The organism is Pseudoalteromonas sp. TB25, from assembly GCF_000497995.1.
GTDB classification, from domain to species: domain Bacteria; phylum Pseudomonadota; class Gammaproteobacteria; order Enterobacterales; family Alteromonadaceae; genus Pseudoalteromonas; species Pseudoalteromonas distincta.
Genome location: NZ_AUTI01000301.1, coordinates 1 through 16,994, shown reverse-complemented (window position 1 = coordinate 16,994; position 16,994 = coordinate 1). Strand labels below are relative to the sequence as shown.

Genomic DNA, 16,994 nt, shown 5'->3' with positions numbered 1-16,994 from the left:
CAGCGGATGCTAAAACAACATGCGTTTGAGTCGGGAGTGGCGTTTAATCTCGAATTTATTTTAGATGAGCGCGACATATTACTTGAAACCATTAAAGATTTTTGGCGTGCGTTTGTATACCCACTTAATAAAGAACGCACCGATGCTATTTTAGATGTATTTGCCGCACCAGAGTCTTTATTCGCTCAAGTGGCGAGCATTTTAAACAAAGCTAATGCACACATTACACCACAAATAAATTTAGATGATGTATGGAAAGCCCGTGACGAGTACATAACCCGTGTGCCTGCATTTAAAAAAGCGGTGTTAGAGCAAGAGTTTATCGGTGCTATTAAAAGCTCGGGTTTAAGCGGGTCTAAAACGCCAGCACGAAAAGGCAGCCTTGGTGCGCTTGAAGCATTTTGTTTAGGGGGTGATTTGTTTTTTGAATTTGGCACTAGCAAGTATTCGTTTGAAGTGTGGAGTACAGAAAGCTTAAGCGATGTGAGCAATTATAAAAAAAATCAGCCATTATTTGTGCATCCATTACTGAGTCAGTTTGACGAGCTTGCCGCCCTTAACAACACCATAAACCAAGGGCTAAAAATAGCGGTTGTACAACATGCAGCACGCTGGGTAAAAGCCGCAATAGTTAAGCGCAAGCAAGAGCAAAGCGTTATCACCCCAGATGACTTATTGACCAATTTACACAGTGCGCTTAATAACGAGCAAGGCGACGTACTAGCGCAAAAAATTGCACAGTTGTTTCCGGTTGCCATGATTGATGAATTCCAAGATACCGATCCGATTCAGTACGGTATTTTTAGTAAAATTTATGGGCAACAAAATACCACGCTTGCCATGATAGGCGACCCTAAACAAGCTATTTATGGCTTTAGGGGCGCAGATATTTTTACCTATATTGGCGCAAAAGAAGCTGTACAGACTGATCAGCAATTTACGCTGGGTACTAACTTTCGCTCAAGCACCGATATAGTCAATAGCGTTAATAGTTTATTTGGCAAACACGCTAACAGCTTTATTTATAACGACGCCATCCCCTTTAACGCAGTAGCTGCTAAAGGTAAAAAAGCGGAAGACTCTTTTTTAATTGATGGCAAACCCACGACCGCATTCGAATTTAATGTATTTGTGGATGAAGCCGCAGACGAAAAAAACAAACCAACCAACAAAGGTGTAGGGCAAGCACATTTAGCCACTCACTTTGCTAATAAAATAGTGACCCTGCTTGAAAAAGCAAAACAAGGGGATGCGTGTATTGGCAGTACCCCTGTCAGCGCTGCTGATATTTGTATATTAGTGCGCGACCGTGTTGAAGCGCAAATAATGAAAAAAGCGCTAGGTGATGCCAAAATTTCCAGCGTGTATTTATCGCGCGAGAGCGTTTTTAGCCAAGAGCTTAGCCATCACCTACTTAACTTTTTAACAGCGCTGCATGGACAATATGATGAGTCATTGCTGCGCGGTGTTTTAGCTGGTCCGCTATTTTGTTTAAGTTATAACGAAATACATGCACTCGCTGATGATGAAAATCAATGGCAAGACTACTTAAACTTTTTTGCACAACTTAGCCACATTTGGAACAAGCAAGGCGCTATGGCAATGCTTGAGCGCTTAATGAGCCATAACCAACTTAGCGCTAAATGGCAAGGGTTAGGATATAACGTTGAGCGTTGGCTGACGGACTTTAGGCACTTGGGCGAAATACTTCAGCAAAAACAAATAGAGCTTGAAGGCACGCTGCGTTTACTGCGATGGTTTGCACAAAAGGTAAGCCAACAAGACGGTGAAACAGTACAGGTACGCCTAGAAAGTGACGCCAACTTAGTTAAAATTGTCACTATGCATGCCTCAAAAGGGCTTGAATACCCTTTGGTATTTATGCCGTTTGCCAGTGGCTATCGCGAAACAAAAGAAGCGCTTTATCATAATAATGGCAAGCTAGTTTACGATTTAAGTAAAGACGAAGATGCCCTTCAAAAAGCAGAACAAGAACGCCTAGCTGAAGATTTACGCCTGCTTTATGTAGCACTTACTCGCGCCGTACATTTTTGTGCGCTTGGTGTTTATAACATAGGGCAAGGACAAAGTAGCCGCTTGGCTATGCAAAGTAGTGCACTTGGGCATGTTTTATTTGCAGGGCTTGAACTTGCCAGTAGCCAAACATGGCGCACGCATTTAAGTGAGTTTTGCGACGCTAACAGCGCGATGAGCTATCAGCAATTTACCTCACAAACATTATTAGAGCAGGGAACACTTTGTTTTAATAACAGTGAAAGTGCGCAGCAAACGTTAAGTGTTAATAAAGTAACAGCAAATATTGAACGTAACTGGCGAGCAACCAGCTTTAGTGCGTTGAGCTTTAAAAAGCACAGCGACCAATTAGCCCCAGGGCGAAGTGATGAAGATCACGAAAAAGACGAGTTTGCAGTGCAAGAGGACGAACTACCATCACCTTATAGTTTTCCTAAAGGGGCAAAGCCTGGTAGCTGTTTACACGAAATATTTGAACAAATAGATTTTACTAGCCCAATAGTTCACCCAACTAATACCGAGCAAAACTTATCTGAAGTAGTTAAGCGCAGCCTTGAAAAGTACCACATAGGTGATCAATGGCGAGAAGTGGCTGAAAAGTGGGTACTTGATGTTCTTGCGTGCCCCCTAGATAACAGTTCTTTAGAAAAAAGCCTTCTTTCATTGGGTGTGCTTACACCCAAAGATTGCCTAGTCGAAATGGAATTTAATTTACCTCTTGAGAGCTTAAGTGCACCAAAGCTAAACGAAATGCTGGTTAAACATTTTGGTTTTACACAAAGTAAGCTTGAATTTTCGCACGTAAAGGGCTTGTTAAAAGGCTTTGTCGATTTAATATTTTGCTACCAAGGCAAATATTATATTTTAGATTATAAGTCTAATTATTTAGGTAGCACGCCAGCTGATTACGAGAGCGACATGCTTGAGCAAGCGATGAGCAGTCATCAGTATCATTTACAGTATTTAATTTACACCGTAGCACTGCATCGTTTATTAAAACAACGTATAGCTGATTACTCAATAGAAACTCATTTAGGCGGCGTGTATTACACATTTTTACGAGGAATGCCGGCAGGGCAAGGTGTGTACTTTAAAAAGCTAACTGAAGAACAAGTGATTATTTTAGATGGCTTATTTAGCCAAGGAGCCATGCTATGAGCGATTTAAATGAGCAACCTGGCTTGTTTGACGATATAGACGAGACACTCAATAATGAAGCCGTAGAGCCTCTTACTTCAAAAAATGTAGCACAAGATGTCCCATTAGAGGACATTGTGTTAAATAATACTATTATCGAAGTCCCGTTACTTGAGTATTTATTAGCGCAAAATCGACTACGTGTAGTTGATGTTAAGCTCGCAGAGTTACTGTGTGCTAATGACATTGAGCAAACACATAATGAGCTGTTTTATATTATTTTATTACTGTGCTTATCGCAGCAAAGCCAGCATAGCTGCCTAACTTTAAATGAGGTTGACTGGAGCAATCCTTTTAACTTGCGCAAAAGCGACTTTAATAAACTAGATGGCAATGTACCCAGTACGCTAAGCCCGTTTAGTGATGACTTTAATGTACATACAGCGCTCAGTTATTTACAAAACCATGAAAGCGTGGGCGAAAATAAACCACTGCAACTGTTTAAAGAGCGACTTTATTTTGCGCGCCTTGCCGGTTATGAGCAAACACTCGCAGATAGACTATTAAGCATGAGCGAGCGAAAGCTCAATATTAATAATGAAATATTGGCAGAACTTTTAAATACCTATTTTCCTGCTGATTCTGCAATTGAAACTGATTGGCAAAAAGTGGCGTGTGCGATTGCTGCCACCAAAGGCTTTAGCGTGATCACGGGTGGTCCAGGTACCGGTAAAACTACCACAGTGACTAAGTTGTTGGCTATTTTGCAGTCACTTTATAAAACCGCGCCGCTTAGCATTAAGCTGGTGGCACCGACAGGTAAAGCCGCTGCACGTTTAAGTGAGTCTATTTTAGGCGCTAAAAATAAGCTCACAACGATTCCTGATGATATAAAAACGCTGATACCGCAAAACGCTCAAACTATTCATCGCTTATTAGGCGTAAAACCGTTTACTAATAAATTCAGACATAACAAAAGCAATCCACTGCATTTAGATGTGCTGATTATTGACGAAGCCAGTATGGTCGATTTATCGCTGATGGCTAAATTAATAGAAGCACTGCCTGCGCATGCGAGATTAATACTCCTAGGTGACAAAGACCAGCTTGCCTCGGTAGATACTGGCAGCGTAATGAGCGATTTATGCCAAGGTTTAACACTTGGGCAAACGCCACGCTACTCGCAAGCACGTTGTGATGAGCTAAATAGCTTATGTTTTAATAATGAGCCTAAGCTCGTAGCGCAAAGCGTGAGTGAATTTAAACTCGCAGATTGCGTTGCCTTTTTACAGCACAGTTATCGATTTGATGCACAAAGCGGCATTGGTCAACTCGCACTTGCGGTAAACACAAATAACACCGGTATTTTAAATTACGTTGAGCAAGAAAGTACCGAAGGGCGTTTTAACGATGTAATTTTAGATTACGACTTTGTAGCGAAACCAATTGAAAAGCTTGTTAAAAGTGCAGTAAGTCATTATGCAAAATACCTTAACTTAATTGCCCAAGGTGCAGATGTTGCACAGGTGCATGCTGCTTTTGCTAGTTATCAGCTTTTAGCTGCGGTACGAGAGGGCGATTACGGCGTGCATAGCTTAAATCAGCGAATAGAGCGCGTATTGCAACAGCAAGGTTTAATAACAGTTAGCCCTAATACTCATCATTATACAGGCATGCCCATTATGGTGAGCCAAAACGATTACCAGCTTAAGTTATTTAACGGCGATATTGGTATTTTAATGCCCGATGAAAGCAATCAGCTCAAAGCCATATTTATTGACGAGCAAGGTAATCAACGAGCATTTTCGCCAGCACGACTCCCTGCACACGATAAAGTATACGTAATGACTATTCATAAATCACAAGGTTCAGAGTTTAGTTACACCGCTATGGTACTGCCACCGCTAAAACAAGCGCGCATGGGTATTAACAGGCAATTAGTGTATACGGGAATAACCCGCGCTAAAAATAAGTTTGAGCTGGTGGCTGACAAAAAAGTACTGCAACTAGCAATGAATAAAAGCGTATCAAGAGCATCTGGTTTATATGAAAGGTTACAATTTTAAGCTTAATTTGAATTTTTTATTAATAATTTAGCTTCAAACTGCTTGTTATTTATCGCGTTATTATAAATGTCTTCTATACTAAAGTTAATTTTATATTAAATGTATTCGGGCGTGTTGATCTTTGGTGGGTGAATTTGCAGTAGTGTGTTTGGTTTTTAGCCAAGGCAGAGCCTATGTAGTGTGGTATTCCCCATACATAGGCGATAACGTAGTATAAATACCAAACATACGCTGCCCTTTGGGTTCTTTCTAGGGACGGTTAAATCTTTGTTGCCTACATGGATGTAGGTAAGGGGCGTGAGCAGGACGCGGAAGCTTTGCTCGGTTTTTACTTATTCTTACATGGATGTAAGCCATTAGAATAACGCAGGAGCAGTTATCGAGCCCACTAGGTTACAAACCTCGCGCCGTGATTTAATCGCCCCTAGATTGAACAAATTTCAATCCACAAAGGTCAACACGCCCTAGTAAGGATATTAATGTTTTTTTCTAAAAATAAGCAAAATGAAATAGCCTCTTTAAAAGCAGAACTCTATCCGTTACAACAAGTGTGGGAAGGGCTTTACCGAGAGATGTTAGTACTGAACATTCTCTATGATGGCAGAATTTCGCACGCCAATGATAGGTTTTTAGAAAATTTAGGCTACAACGAAGACGATCTTACTAATAACTCTTTTGATGATTTTATTACTGAGTCATCTCGTCAATCTTCAGAATTTAAAAGCCTACAGCAAGCTATAAAAAAAGAAGGACATTGGGGCGGTGCATTACAAATTGCGCGCGGTGATGGTAAAGCTGAATGGTTACGTTTAATAGTACATCCTGTAAAAGGGGAGCAAGATCAGTTGCTCTATTTTTCTATATTCGGGAGTGTGCTTACAAAAACAATCACGGCTTCCCGCGAGCAAAGCGACACTATCAAAGCGATATATCGCTCTATGGCAGTAATTGAATTTGATTTAGAAGGCCATGTTTTAAAAGCAAATGAGCAGTTTTTATCAGCAATGGGTTATCAAGAAAGTGAATTAATAGGAAAACACCATCGCACATTTTGTGAAGCTTCAGAGTATAATTCCCAAGAGTATCAACAGTTTTGGGCTAAATTAAGAGAAGGACAGTTTATAGCGGAGCGCTTTAAGCGTGTTGATAAATACGGCAATGTTGTATGGTTAGAAGCGTCATATAACCCAATCTCAAATGACGTGAATGAGCTTTATAAAGTAATGAAGTTTGCAACAGTTATTACAGAGCAAGTAAATCAAGAAATTGCGATATCTAAGGCTGCCGAAATTGCTTATAGCACCTCAACCCAAACGGATAAAAAAGCAGAGCAAGGCGCGAGCGTTATACAAGATACGGTTGCAGTAATGACCGAGCTGGCTATTAACATGGAGCAAGCGGCAAGTGAAATTTCAGCGCTTGATCAGCAGTCGCAACAAATATCGAGTATTGTACAAAGTATTAGTAGTATTGCAGAGCAAACCAATTTGTTAGCATTAAATGCCGCAATTGAAGCGGCTAGAGCTGGCGAGCAAGGTCGAGGCTTTGCTGTGGTTGCAGACGAGGTTCGACTGCTTGCATCTCGTACATCAAAAGCAACAGAAGAAATAGTAGAAGTAGTACAGCGTAACCAATCACAAACCCAAAATACGGTGGCTGTAATAGAAAAAGGTAAAGAAAAAGCAGAGCAAGGTTTAGCACTATCTAAAGAGTCGGGTGATGTGATGCAGGAAATTCAGCAAGGCGCACAAGAAGTTGTAAATGCGATTGGGCAATTTACCAGTGAACTCAAAGCTAACGGCTAGATTAGTTACGTCCTTATTCTAAAGCGGGCACCTTTACCGGTACCCGCTCAACCTAACCCCCCTCAATATTACTCTCGAAACATCCCTGATAATTTTAAATTTAACAACTATTCTTTATTAACCCATTAAATAACAAGTAATAAGTTTCTTCATCCCTATAAATGATAATAAATTGTTGCATTTTTGTTCTTTGTTCCTAATACTGATGAACGCCAAGGCTGACAAGCCCTAGTATGAATACCTTAAATGATAATAAAATATTACGTACACAACATTAAGGAATTGTATGAACAACACTAAGCGCACACACACATTAATTAAACCAAGTCACCTAATTGGTGCTGGGCTTGCTATGCTAATGAGCTTTTCTGCTGCGAGTAAAGACTACAAAATTATATTAATTCACGGGTTACAAACTTCGCAAATAACCAATAAGTCGGGTAGTGATGTAATTAATGACGGTGAAACATATTGGCAATCGTACTGGAATAATCGTGCAGATGAGCGAATTGATTGGCCTGCTTATGAGCGAATTGAAGGTAAAATTGCTACCGATTGGGTGTGGCCAAAGTTAAAGCAAATTTCACGCTCTAATTTATGCAGTGATGGCTGTGTATTTGTAACACATTCAACAGGTGACTTAGTTGCACGCCATATTATTGATAATCAAGAAAACTGGTTAGAAAACGAAGGATTACAGCCGCTTAATATCGTGGCTACGTTTGATTTAGCAGGCGCGGGCGGTGGAAGTGAGCTTGCTGACGTCGCTGTTAGTGCTTTAACTGGCGCATCATGGAACTTTGCGGTCGATGCTGCACTCAAATGGTGGCTAGGAAGTGATGTAACCGAGGCCGTTGGCGTATTACACGATTTAAAAGTGAATAACGCCCGTAAAATATCACCATTTCCTGATGCACGTACACCTCGTTTACGCTTTGTGGCAGATGGTAATGCATACTTAGGATTAACAGGTGGATTTTTAAAAGGCAATGATGACTCGGTTGTTGCATCGCACTCTTCATGTGGTGCAAGTTCAGCTAGTTCATTTGGAAGTTGTAGCCAAAGTATTGATACTGATGGCCGTTTAAAATCGCAAGGTGATGCGGTAAATAGCTTTATGCCAAACCATTATCCAATGATGATGAGTGACAGTTATAGCCATAACGAAATACATAATGCCCAGCGCAAAGGTAATGTAACAATTGCCATGAATAACGTAAATGTGGAAGGTGACACGGTAGGGTTTAATACGTTTGATAAAACTACAGGTAGTTGGTTTTGGAAAAAACAATATCGTTATATTAAGGATTCAAATAATTTAAGCGCATCAGCACTTATTTATAATGTGATCCCATAACATGCAAGGCGTGTAGCTCAAAGCTATACGCCTTATAAAGGATTAAATTAACTAATGAAAAAATTTTATGTCGTTGCTTTAATTATTAGCGCTATTTTATTTTCGCTATGGTTTACAAGTAAAAATGACACTCATAAAGTTGTAGAGCCAGTGACAACGCAGGTTAAACAAGCCGCTAGCGTAGTTGATTTATCACCTGTAAAAGTGATTCCCATAGATGTACCTAAAAAAAATAAAACACAATCAAAAAAGCAAGTCGCGTTTAATGAAGACTTAACAAAAGCGGCGCAGCAAGTGGTTATGCAATACCAAAGCGCACTCAAATTTCCTCCTTATTCTCAACCATTAAGCCCACTAGATGAAGACCGATTAAAACCAAACCAGTTTTACCCTGTGTCGAGCCCTATTGACGAAAGTGGTGATGCTTTAACGTTAAGTATTAAGCAGTATCGTTTTGTATACCCAGAAGAAATAATAATAAGAGTAAGTGCTCAAGGACTTGGTAAAGTAGTCGTTGAGCTTGCAAATACAGATACAAAAGAAGTATTAAATACTCATATAGGTAATGCACGTGAAGGTGAGGCAACTATCACCTTTAAAGGAGAGGATGATTACCCTCGTAGTTTGCAAGTGTTTGTAGAGGGTGATGTTGCTGGTAAAAAAGTCCCTGTAGTTGCACAAATTCAATATATGGCGCCGAGTGCGACTTTAACAGGTTTTGAAACTGCATATGCACAAGATGAAAACATGGTCGTGCCAGCTAATTTAACAGTGATAAAAAGCGGTTTGTATCGAGTTAGGGCTAACTTATACAGTGGCGATACACCACTTGCTCATTTAGTATCTAAAGAGCGGTTAGCACAGGGAAGCCAAACACTTAATTTGAAAGCTCACTGGTCGGTATTACCACAAGGTATTACAGATATGCGTTTAAGTGATTTTGTAATTGAGAAAATGTCCCCAAGCCCCGGTGAGCGTAACAGCTTTGGGAGTAGTGAAATAAGTCACTTTGATATTAACGATTTTTCGTACGATAGCTTGCAACAGTTGCCATACCAGGCTAATGCACAAGAAAAGTTAAGTTTAGAGTTTTTACAAGGTTTAGCTGAGAGTTAAAGTAAAGCTTAAGATTAAATTGGTAAATTAAAGGGTTTGTATATAAATACAAACCCTTAATTCTTTACTCTTAGCTAACTAAAAGTTAGCTAAGATTTATAGTAACTACACTTGGCACTTCTTGTTCATCAATTTCACTACTTACTGGTACTTTAGGTATGTCAGGTTTATCAAGGGCGATATCGCCACCATCAATTACTTCACCTGTTTGTAAGTTTTTAAAATCAAATAAGTCGGCATCAGCTAAATGTGAAGGCACTATGTTTTGCATTGCTGTAAAAATACTTTCAATACGGCCCGGGTGCTCCGCATCCCATTTTGCAAGCATTGCTTTTGTATGTTTACGCTGTAGGTTTTCTTGTGAGCCACAAAGATTACAAGGGATTATAGGGTAGCCTTGTGCAAATGCGTATTGGGCTATATCGGTTTCTTTGCAGTATGCAAGTGGGCGAATAACCATGTGCTCGCCATTATCACTCATTAATTTAGCCGGCATACTTTTTAGTTTACCGCCATAAAACATGTTCAAAAATAAGGTTTCAATCATGTCATCACGGTGATGCCCAAGGGCTATTTTAGTAGCGCCTATCTCATTTGCTGTGCGGTATAAAATACCACGACGTAAGCGTGAGCAAAGTGAACACGTTGTTTTACCTTCAGGGATAATATCGGTAACAATGCTGTAGGTATCTTCTTCTACAATATTGTACTCAACATTTAGTTTATCAAGGTACTGGGGTAGTACATGTTCAGGGAAACCTGGTTGTTTTTGATCAAGATTTACAACAACTAGGTCAAACTTTATAGGTGCTACACGTTTTAAATGTTGAAGCATTTCAAGCATGGTGTAGCTATCTTTGCCGCCTGATAAACACACCATAATACGGTCGCCTTCTTCAATCATATTGAAGTCCATAACAGCTTGACCAGTTTGGCGACGTAAACGCTTTTGCAGCTTATTTAAGTTAAATTGAGCTTTAGCTTGATCTGAGTGTGACAATTACGCCCCCTAGTAAAACAATACAGCAAAGTTATTTGCTAAAAATAAAGGGGCGTATTATACCCAAACCACCTGAATATGCGAGTTTAGGATGTAATTAAAAGCAATTTAAACACGGTATTTTTAGCAAGTAGTATATGAGCTGTTACTTGCTAAAAATCTTTTGGTTAATCTAGTTTTTTTGCAAGTGGGCTCACGTAACCATCGGGTTTGAGTGCCAGTACATCACAGTCTAGGCTATCAATTACATGCTCTGCTGTATTACCTACAAGAGCAGCACTTAAGCCGGTACGCCCAACGGTACCAATAACAACTAATTCGCTATTTAACCGCTTCGCTACATCAGGGATTACATCCTCTGGCAGGCCTTCTTCAATAAAACATTGCTCTGGGTTTAAATTAAACTCTGCAGCAAGTGCATTGGTTGATTCATGATGATGCTTTTTAACTGATTCGTTATAAAGCCCCGGATTAAACTCAGGAATTTCGATTGCGATATTTATGGGCGTTGCAGGATAAGCATTAACTAAATTAAGTTTTGCGTTGGCAAGTTCACATAAAAATTGTGCGTCTTTAATAACGCGTTTATTAAGTGCTACATGTTCTTCGTTTTCACTAACCGCATTTACAGCAGCTAAAATATTACCGTTTGCTGGCCATGCCATTTCTTTTACAAATAATACCGGAGCTGGGCATTTGCGTACTAAGTGCCAATCGGTCGGGGTAAAAATAACTGATTTAAGTGCACCATGTTGATGTGTGCCTTTAATTACTAAATCGTACTTTTCATCAATTACAGTATCGATTATGGCTTCGTAAGGGCGATTATGCCAAACACAAACTACTCTGTACATCCAAATCTGGAAACACTCTGGAAACCTACATATTATCTAGTTTAGGAGGCTTTTCCAGAAAAAGTGAAAAATCGCAAAGAAATTTGGACTTTTTTGAGTTCTGGAAAGTAGTTTTCCAGATTTTGTACTTTCCATTTTTAAGAGTTACACCGTTGGATTATATTATTAAGATAATTTAAAAACTTTTTACTAGCACGAAAAGGTTTCATCGTATTAAAAAGACTAATTCAAAATCTAATTTTCTATGCTAATCTTTGAAAGACTTCAATAAAATAGGAATGGAAAGCCTTTGAAAAAAATTGATTTACACATACATACTGTCAGTACACCGAGCGATAAGAAATTTACTTTTAGTATGGAGCGGATGAAATGGTATGTAGAAGAGGCTAAATTAGACGCCATCGCAATTACTAATCATAATATGTTTGATTTAGAGCAGTTCCGTATAATCCAACAACAGCTTGCAGTTAAAGTCTTTCCAGGAATTGAGGTAGATATAGAGGGAACTCACCTTTTAGTAATAGCTGAAGATAATGAGTTAAATGACTTTAAAAGTCGCTGCGACATGATTACAGAACTCATACCTGATAAATATACTTCGATTACATTTGAAGAATTCCATGAAGTTTTTACAAGCCTTTCAAATTACCTGTTGATCCCTCATTACAAAAAGTCCCCAGAAATAAAAGAGGAGACGCTCAATAAGCTGAGAGAGCATGTAATGACTGGTGAGGTTACAAGCCCTAGGAAGTTTATTTACAGTATTAAAGATGCAGATGCACTCGTGCCTGTATGTTTTAGTGACTTACGTGTAGAAGATAAATTAAATGTTGTTCCTCCAAGGCATACATATATTGATGTTGGGGAAATTACACTCAAAGCTTTAAAGCTTGCACTATCAGATAAGTATAAAGTACATCTTTCAAAAGAAGAAGGGCATCAATTCTTTGAGGCGTTGAATAATGGCTTGAAATTATCTACAGGTTTAAACGTTGTTCTAGGCGAACGTTCGACTGGTAAGTCACATACACTCAATTTAATTGCGGAGCAGAATACAACTGAAGATGTAAAAGTTAAGTATGTTAGGCAGTTTTCTCTGTTACAGAGAGATGAAGATGATGAAAGGGATTTTTCTAGGAGTCTTTCGACGAGTCAATCCAGGATTACCGAGAACTATTTAAAGGAATTTAAAGAGTCAGTTGATTTGATGAGAGATGTTGATATTAGTCGTTCAGATAGAGAGCTTAATGACTTTGTTGATTCTTTACTGAGTCATGCTGCTGAATCGCATAAACTTGATGCTTTTGCTAAGGCTCATTTATTCACTGAATCAGGCTTTACTATTGATGATTTAGATTCATTGAAGACTCTCATCAATGCGGCTATGGTTTTAGCTGATAACTCTGGGTATAGAGAGATTATCAATAGATATGTTTCGGATGATAATCTAAAAAATTTGGTTGTTGATTTAATAAAAGAACATAACAAAAATAAAGACCTGGAACTCAAGAAATCATTTGTTAATGATCTTGTAGACAATATTAAAAGTGAGTTGAAAATGCATACAGCCGCAGCTCCAATTAGTGATGTCAATCTATATAAGCATGCTCTAGACCTTAAGAGGGTCGAGAAATTTAATACTCTGTGTCGGAATATAAAACAAGACACTGAGTTCCTTCGTAAGGATATCCAAGGATTTTCTAAGGTAGCAAAAAGAAGCAAATTTACAAATGCTCGTGATGTTGGTGGTGTATTAAGTCGAAGGATTTCTTTCGTTAGCTCCTTCTCTAAGTACGAAGAGACTGGCTTTAGTTACTTGAAGGAATTACGAAAAATAGAAGAACTCGCCGAGACTGAGTACCACAAATTGTTTGTTAAAATTAACTACGATATTTTGAATTCTTCTGGGTACCAGGTATCAGGCGGGGAGAGATCTGAATATCGATTATTACAAGAAATAAGTGATGCTAGTCAATTTGATTTACTATTGATTGATGAGCCAGAATCTTCTTTTGACAACATATTTTTATATAAAAAAGTAAATCGTCTTATAAAGGAAATGTCTGGCTTCATGCCCGTAATTCTGGTGACACACAACAGTACCGTTGGTGCATCAATAAAGCCTGATTATCTTGTGTATACAAGCAAGAGGGTAAATGATGGAAAAGTTGAGTATGATTTATATACAGGTTACCCAACGGATAAGGTACTAGTTGGCCTTGATGGCATGGAAACTGATAATCATAAAGTACTGCTTGATTGTTTAGAAGCAGGTCGTGAACCTTATGCAGTTAGGAGAAAAGAATATGAAGTGCTTGAAGATCGTTAATGGCAAAGGAGAGTTTTCTTTGGATGGGGATTCTTGGAAAGTGTTGGATGATATATCTAAGGAGGACATACTGGTTATAGTTAACAAGTGTTTAGAAGATTGTTTTGAGATGGATGATCCTTCTGAAGCCGAAGTTCACAATAAAGCACATGAAATTATCTATAAAAACCTATATGTAAAATTCGATGAACTCAATAACCAAAGAAGCAGATTTAAAGATGAGAGTGAAAATATATTCAAAGATGCTTTAGCTAAATACAGTTAATATAAGTTGAACATCAGAGTTGAGTAATAGGACTTACTCAACTCTGAGCTAGTACTTCTAAGTGTCACTAGTGGGCGATGGTAACGCCTTTGATATCTAAATTAAATACCCGCAACCTCTTTAATAAAACGGCTTACTACTATTTGAAGCTCTTTTTGTGCTCCCCATTGACTGTCATAAGCTTCAAACACATTAATTTGATCGTGATCAAATGAACTCTCTATGTTTTTTTCTGCTTGTTGATATTTTTCAATAGCAGTAATTAATTCAGCGTTAAGTAGAGGCTTGTAAACATTTAACGAGTCGGAAATTGTCATTTGGAACTTTTGGTTTATTTCAGCTGCACCCTCAGTGCAAGTATCATCAGGAATATTGTTCATAATATTAAATTCTTGGTCAGACAATTTAGATGAAACTTCTATAGCGTCGGCTAACGATTTAGATAGCTGAATTAGACTTTCTTTGTTTATTTCCCAAACTCGATCTTTTCTTTGTTTCCTGACTGAATCGAAGTGTATCGCGGTAGCCGTAATAGTTCCCGCTGCGATTATTAGGTTAAGAGTAAACGCATGATCAAAATTAAATTTAAGGTCAAAAACTAGATACCAGACAGTTAAACAAAAACCTGTTAGAAGACCGAGAATATATTTAACCATTTACACCTTATTAAGCGACAATTACGGTGGCCGGTCTAGCGACAATTATCTTGGCCGGTTGATCTGATAAGGTTCGGTACAGCAGAACGGAGGAGTTCACTGTGCCGGGAACACGAATCACTGATCAGCAGGTCACTATTTATATGAAACATAGAAAGCGTAATAGCCAAGTTATCGCGGCTGCGAAAGCAGGTATTTCTGAACGTTCAGCAAGGCGCATTGATAAACTGGATGAGCAGCCATTGTCTAATAAACGCCAATGGCGAACACGTATAGATCCACTTGAATCTATCTGGGACAGTATTGTTGTCCCTCTACTTCAAGGTGATGCTACGTTAACTCCAGTGGGAATTTTTGATCATCTTTGCGAGTTTCACACCGACAAATTTAACCCGAGCTCACGGCGTACATTAGAGCGTCGAATTCATAAATGGCGGGCACTGTATGGCTCAAGCAAAGAGGTCGTATTCCTGCAAACACACGAGTATGGCCTATTAGGTATATGTGATTTCACACATGTGAAGTCACCCGTTACCATTGCTAGTGAACCCCTTAAGCATATGTTGTTTCATTATCGTATGCCCGCCAGNGCGGTGAAAGCTTTGCTGCTTTTTCTGATGGTGTGCAAAACGCATTTAAAGCAGCCGGCGGTGTGCCTAAAGAAGTGCGTACAGACAGTCTCAGTGCCGCCTATCGTAATCATACTAATGATAATGATTTTACAGAGCGCTTTAATGAGCTAGTTATCCATTATGGCTTTAAAGCGACCCGTAATAACCGCGGTATTGCGCATGAAAATGGGGCTATTGAGAGCCCTCATGGGCATCTTAAATCGCAACTGGAGCAAGCATTAAAAATCCGTGGTAGTTATGACTTTCAGACAAGAGAAGTCTATGAATCGTTTGTTGCAGACATTGTTGCTCGCCGTAATCGCCGTGTAAGTGATAAGTACGCAGTAGAGCAGCGACAATTACACGCTTTACCACGGACGATGAGCGTCAATTACACCGAGCATTATCTAACGGTGTCACGTACGAGTACTATTTCATTGAAACGTGTTACCTATAGCGTCCCGTCACGCCTTATTGGTAGCCGATTACTTGTTCGTTTATATGACAACCGCTTAGAGCTGCGCTATGGCAGCGATTTAGTTCAAACGTTAGCGCGTGTCTATGCTTCTAAAGGGTGCCGTGCACGCAATATTAGTTACTTGCATGTTATTGACGCATTGGTTAAAAAACCATTGGCATTTCGCTACTCACAACTACGTGACGACTTACTCCCAAGCGACAATTACAAAGCTATTTGGGAATACGTTAATACTCATCTTTTAGCGGATGAAGCGAGCTATTACATGGTAAAACTGCTCCATTTAGCAAAACAAAGTGGGTGTGAACGTCAATTAGGACGATTTGTAGCAGTGTCAATTACTCAGCGACAATTACCGGCCATCCGAGAATGTGAAGCGCAATTTTTAGTGATTGCATCAAACATACCCACAATAAAAATAAAGCAACACAGCTTGAGCGCTTATAGCAGCATGATACCGGGAGGTCTACATGGATAACTTCACGGCCTCGTTACCTTTAATGCTGAAACAATTAAAGCTTAGCACCATGCTTCAACAGTGGAATACCCTGGGAAAAAAAGCGATGGAAGAACAATGGAGCCCGCAGCAATACTTGTCTGAGCTGTGCCATGTTGAACTTGCGACACGCGATGACAAACGCCTTCAGCGGCTTTTAAAAGATGCAAAATTGCCAATGGGTAAACACCTTAGCAGCTTCGACTTTACCCTTGTTGATGGGGTTAGTAAGCCCCTTGTTGCTGATTTAATAAATCAGCCGGATTGGTTGAAGCACGGTGGCAATATATTGTTATTTGGCGCCAGTGGTCTTGGTAAAACGCATATCGCCAGTAGCATCGGTTATGGCCTTATCGAGCAGGGCCATAAAGTTAAGTTCGTTGCCGCGTCAGCGATTGTTCAACAACTCCAGCAAGCAAAGCGACATTTACGCTTGCAAGACGAACTTGTAAAGCTCGATAAATACAGCTTATTAATCGTTGATGACGTTGGTTACGTTCGAAAAACTGAACAGGAAACGAGCGTGCTGTTTGAATTGATAGCCCATCGCTATGAGCGACACAGCATGATCATCACATCAAACAAATCATTTGAGCAATGGGATGAACTATTTGAAGATTCAACGATGACAGTCGCGGCAATCGATCGTTTGGTTCATCATGCCACGATTATTCATTGTGAAGGTGACAGCTACCGACGCAAAACAGCGCTCAATAAGAGTAAATAAAATTCGGTATCAACCGGCCAAGATAATTGACGCGGAACCGGCCAAGTTAATTGACGCTAGATA

General features: G+C 39.5%; 10 protein-coding genes and 2 pseudogenes. 9 read left to right on the top strand and 3 right to left on the bottom strand.

Annotated features, from left to right (window positions below):
- The 5 genes from recB to L652_RS0111040 form a co-directional block, all read left to right on the top strand.
- Positions 1-3,192 (top strand): exodeoxyribonuclease V subunit beta (gene recB / locus L652_RS0111060; RefSeq protein ID WP_029770268.1); only part of this gene is annotated, 3,192 nt, incomplete at its 5' end.
- On the top strand, positions 3,189-5,237 hold the full coding sequence (recD, locus tag L652_RS0111055; RefSeq protein ID WP_024596441.1) for an exodeoxyribonuclease V subunit alpha: 2,049 nt from the start codon (positions 3,189-3,191) through the stop codon (positions 5,235-5,237). The genes recB and recD, both read left to right, overlap by 4 nt.
- A gap of 479 nt (positions 5,238-5,716) precedes the next feature.
- Positions 5,717-7,042 (top strand): PAS domain-containing methyl-accepting chemotaxis protein, encoded by a 1,326-nt coding sequence (locus L652_RS0111050; protein WP_024596440.1) that lies wholly within the window; start codon positions 5,717-5,719, stop codon positions 7,040-7,042.
- A 286-nt stretch (positions 7,043-7,328) separates the two neighbouring features.
- Positions 7,329-8,399: a hypothetical protein gene (locus L652_RS0111045; RefSeq protein ID WP_024596439.1), complete on the top strand. Its 1,071-nt coding sequence runs from the start codon at positions 7,329-7,331 to the stop codon at positions 8,397-8,399.
- 54 nt (positions 8,400-8,453) lie between these two features.
- Complete coding sequence (locus L652_RS0111040) at positions 8,454-9,515, top strand: hypothetical protein (protein WP_024596438.1); 1,062 nt, start codon at positions 8,454-8,456, stop codon at positions 9,513-9,515.
- 85 nt (positions 9,516-9,600) lie between these two features.
- Here L652_RS0111040 and ttcA read toward each other — a convergent pair whose 3' ends face one another.
- Entirely contained in the window at positions 9,601-10,515 is a 915-nt protein-coding gene (gene ttcA / locus L652_RS0111035; protein ID WP_024596437.1) for a tRNA 2-thiocytidine(32) synthetase TtcA, read from the bottom strand.
- A gap of 167 nt (positions 10,516-10,682) precedes the next feature.
- A pseudogene (gene uspE, locus L652_RS0111030) lies at positions 10,683-11,351 on the bottom strand (universal stress protein UspE); the annotation flags it as partial.
- A 307-nt stretch (positions 11,352-11,658) separates the two neighbouring features.
- Between uspE and L652_RS0111025 the strand changes: the two are divergent.
- Positions 11,659-13,698: a PHP domain-containing protein gene (locus L652_RS0111025; RefSeq protein ID WP_024596479.1), complete on the top strand. Its 2,040-nt coding sequence runs from the start codon at positions 11,659-11,661 to the stop codon at positions 13,696-13,698.
- A complete protein-coding gene (locus L652_RS0111020; RefSeq protein WP_024596480.1) occupies positions 13,676-13,963 on the top strand; it encodes a hypothetical protein in 288 nt (95 codons plus the stop codon). Before L652_RS0111025 ends, L652_RS0111020 begins: the two co-directional genes overlap by 23 nt.
- Positions 13,964-14,064: 101 nt before the next feature.
- Here the strand turns inward: L652_RS0111020 and L652_RS0111015 are convergent, their stop codons facing one another.
- Positions 14,065-14,619 carry a hypothetical protein gene (locus L652_RS0111015; protein ID WP_024596481.1) on the bottom strand — a complete coding sequence of 185 codons (555 nt, stop codon included), beginning with the start codon at positions 14,617-14,619 and terminating at the stop codon, positions 14,065-14,067.
- Between the two features lie 101 nt (positions 14,620-14,720).
- Between L652_RS0111015 and L652_RS01000000123685 the strand changes: the two are divergent.
- Both L652_RS01000000123685 and istB read left to right on the top strand, forming a co-directional pair.
- Positions 14,721-16,186, top strand: a pseudogene (locus L652_RS01000000123685) (IS21 family transposase).
- Positions 16,179-16,931, top strand: a complete 753-nt coding sequence (istB, locus tag L652_RS0111005) for an IS21-like element helper ATPase IstB (protein WP_008108712.1) — start codon at positions 16,179-16,181, stop codon at positions 16,929-16,931. Before L652_RS01000000123685 ends, istB begins: the two are co-directional and overlap by 8 nt.
- The last annotated feature ends 63 nt before the right edge of the window (positions 16,932-16,994 follow it).

Coding starts and splice junctions, on each gene's coding strand:
- recD (WP_024596441.1), top strand. CDS start 3,189: ATGAGCGATTTAAATGAGCAACCTGGCTTGTTTGACGATATAGACGAG.
- L652_RS0111050 (WP_024596440.1), top strand. CDS start 5,717: ATGTTTTTTTCTAAAAATAAGCAAAATGAAATAGCCTCTTTAAAAGCA.
- L652_RS0111045 (WP_024596439.1), top strand. CDS start 7,329: ATGAACAACACTAAGCGCACACACACATTAATTAAACCAAGTCACCTA.
- L652_RS0111040 (WP_024596438.1), top strand. CDS start 8,454: ATGAAAAAATTTTATGTCGTTGCTTTAATTATTAGCGCTATTTTATTT.
- L652_RS0111020 (WP_024596480.1), top strand. CDS start 13,676: ATGAAGTGCTTGAAGATCGTTAATGGCAAAGGAGAGTTTTCTTTGGAT.
- L652_RS0111015 (WP_024596481.1), bottom strand. CDS start 14,619: ATGGTTAAATATATTCTCGGTCTTCTAACAGGTTTTTGTTTAACTGTC.
- istB (WP_008108712.1), top strand. CDS start 16,179: ATGGATAACTTCACGGCCTCGTTACCTTTAATGCTGAAACAATTAAAG.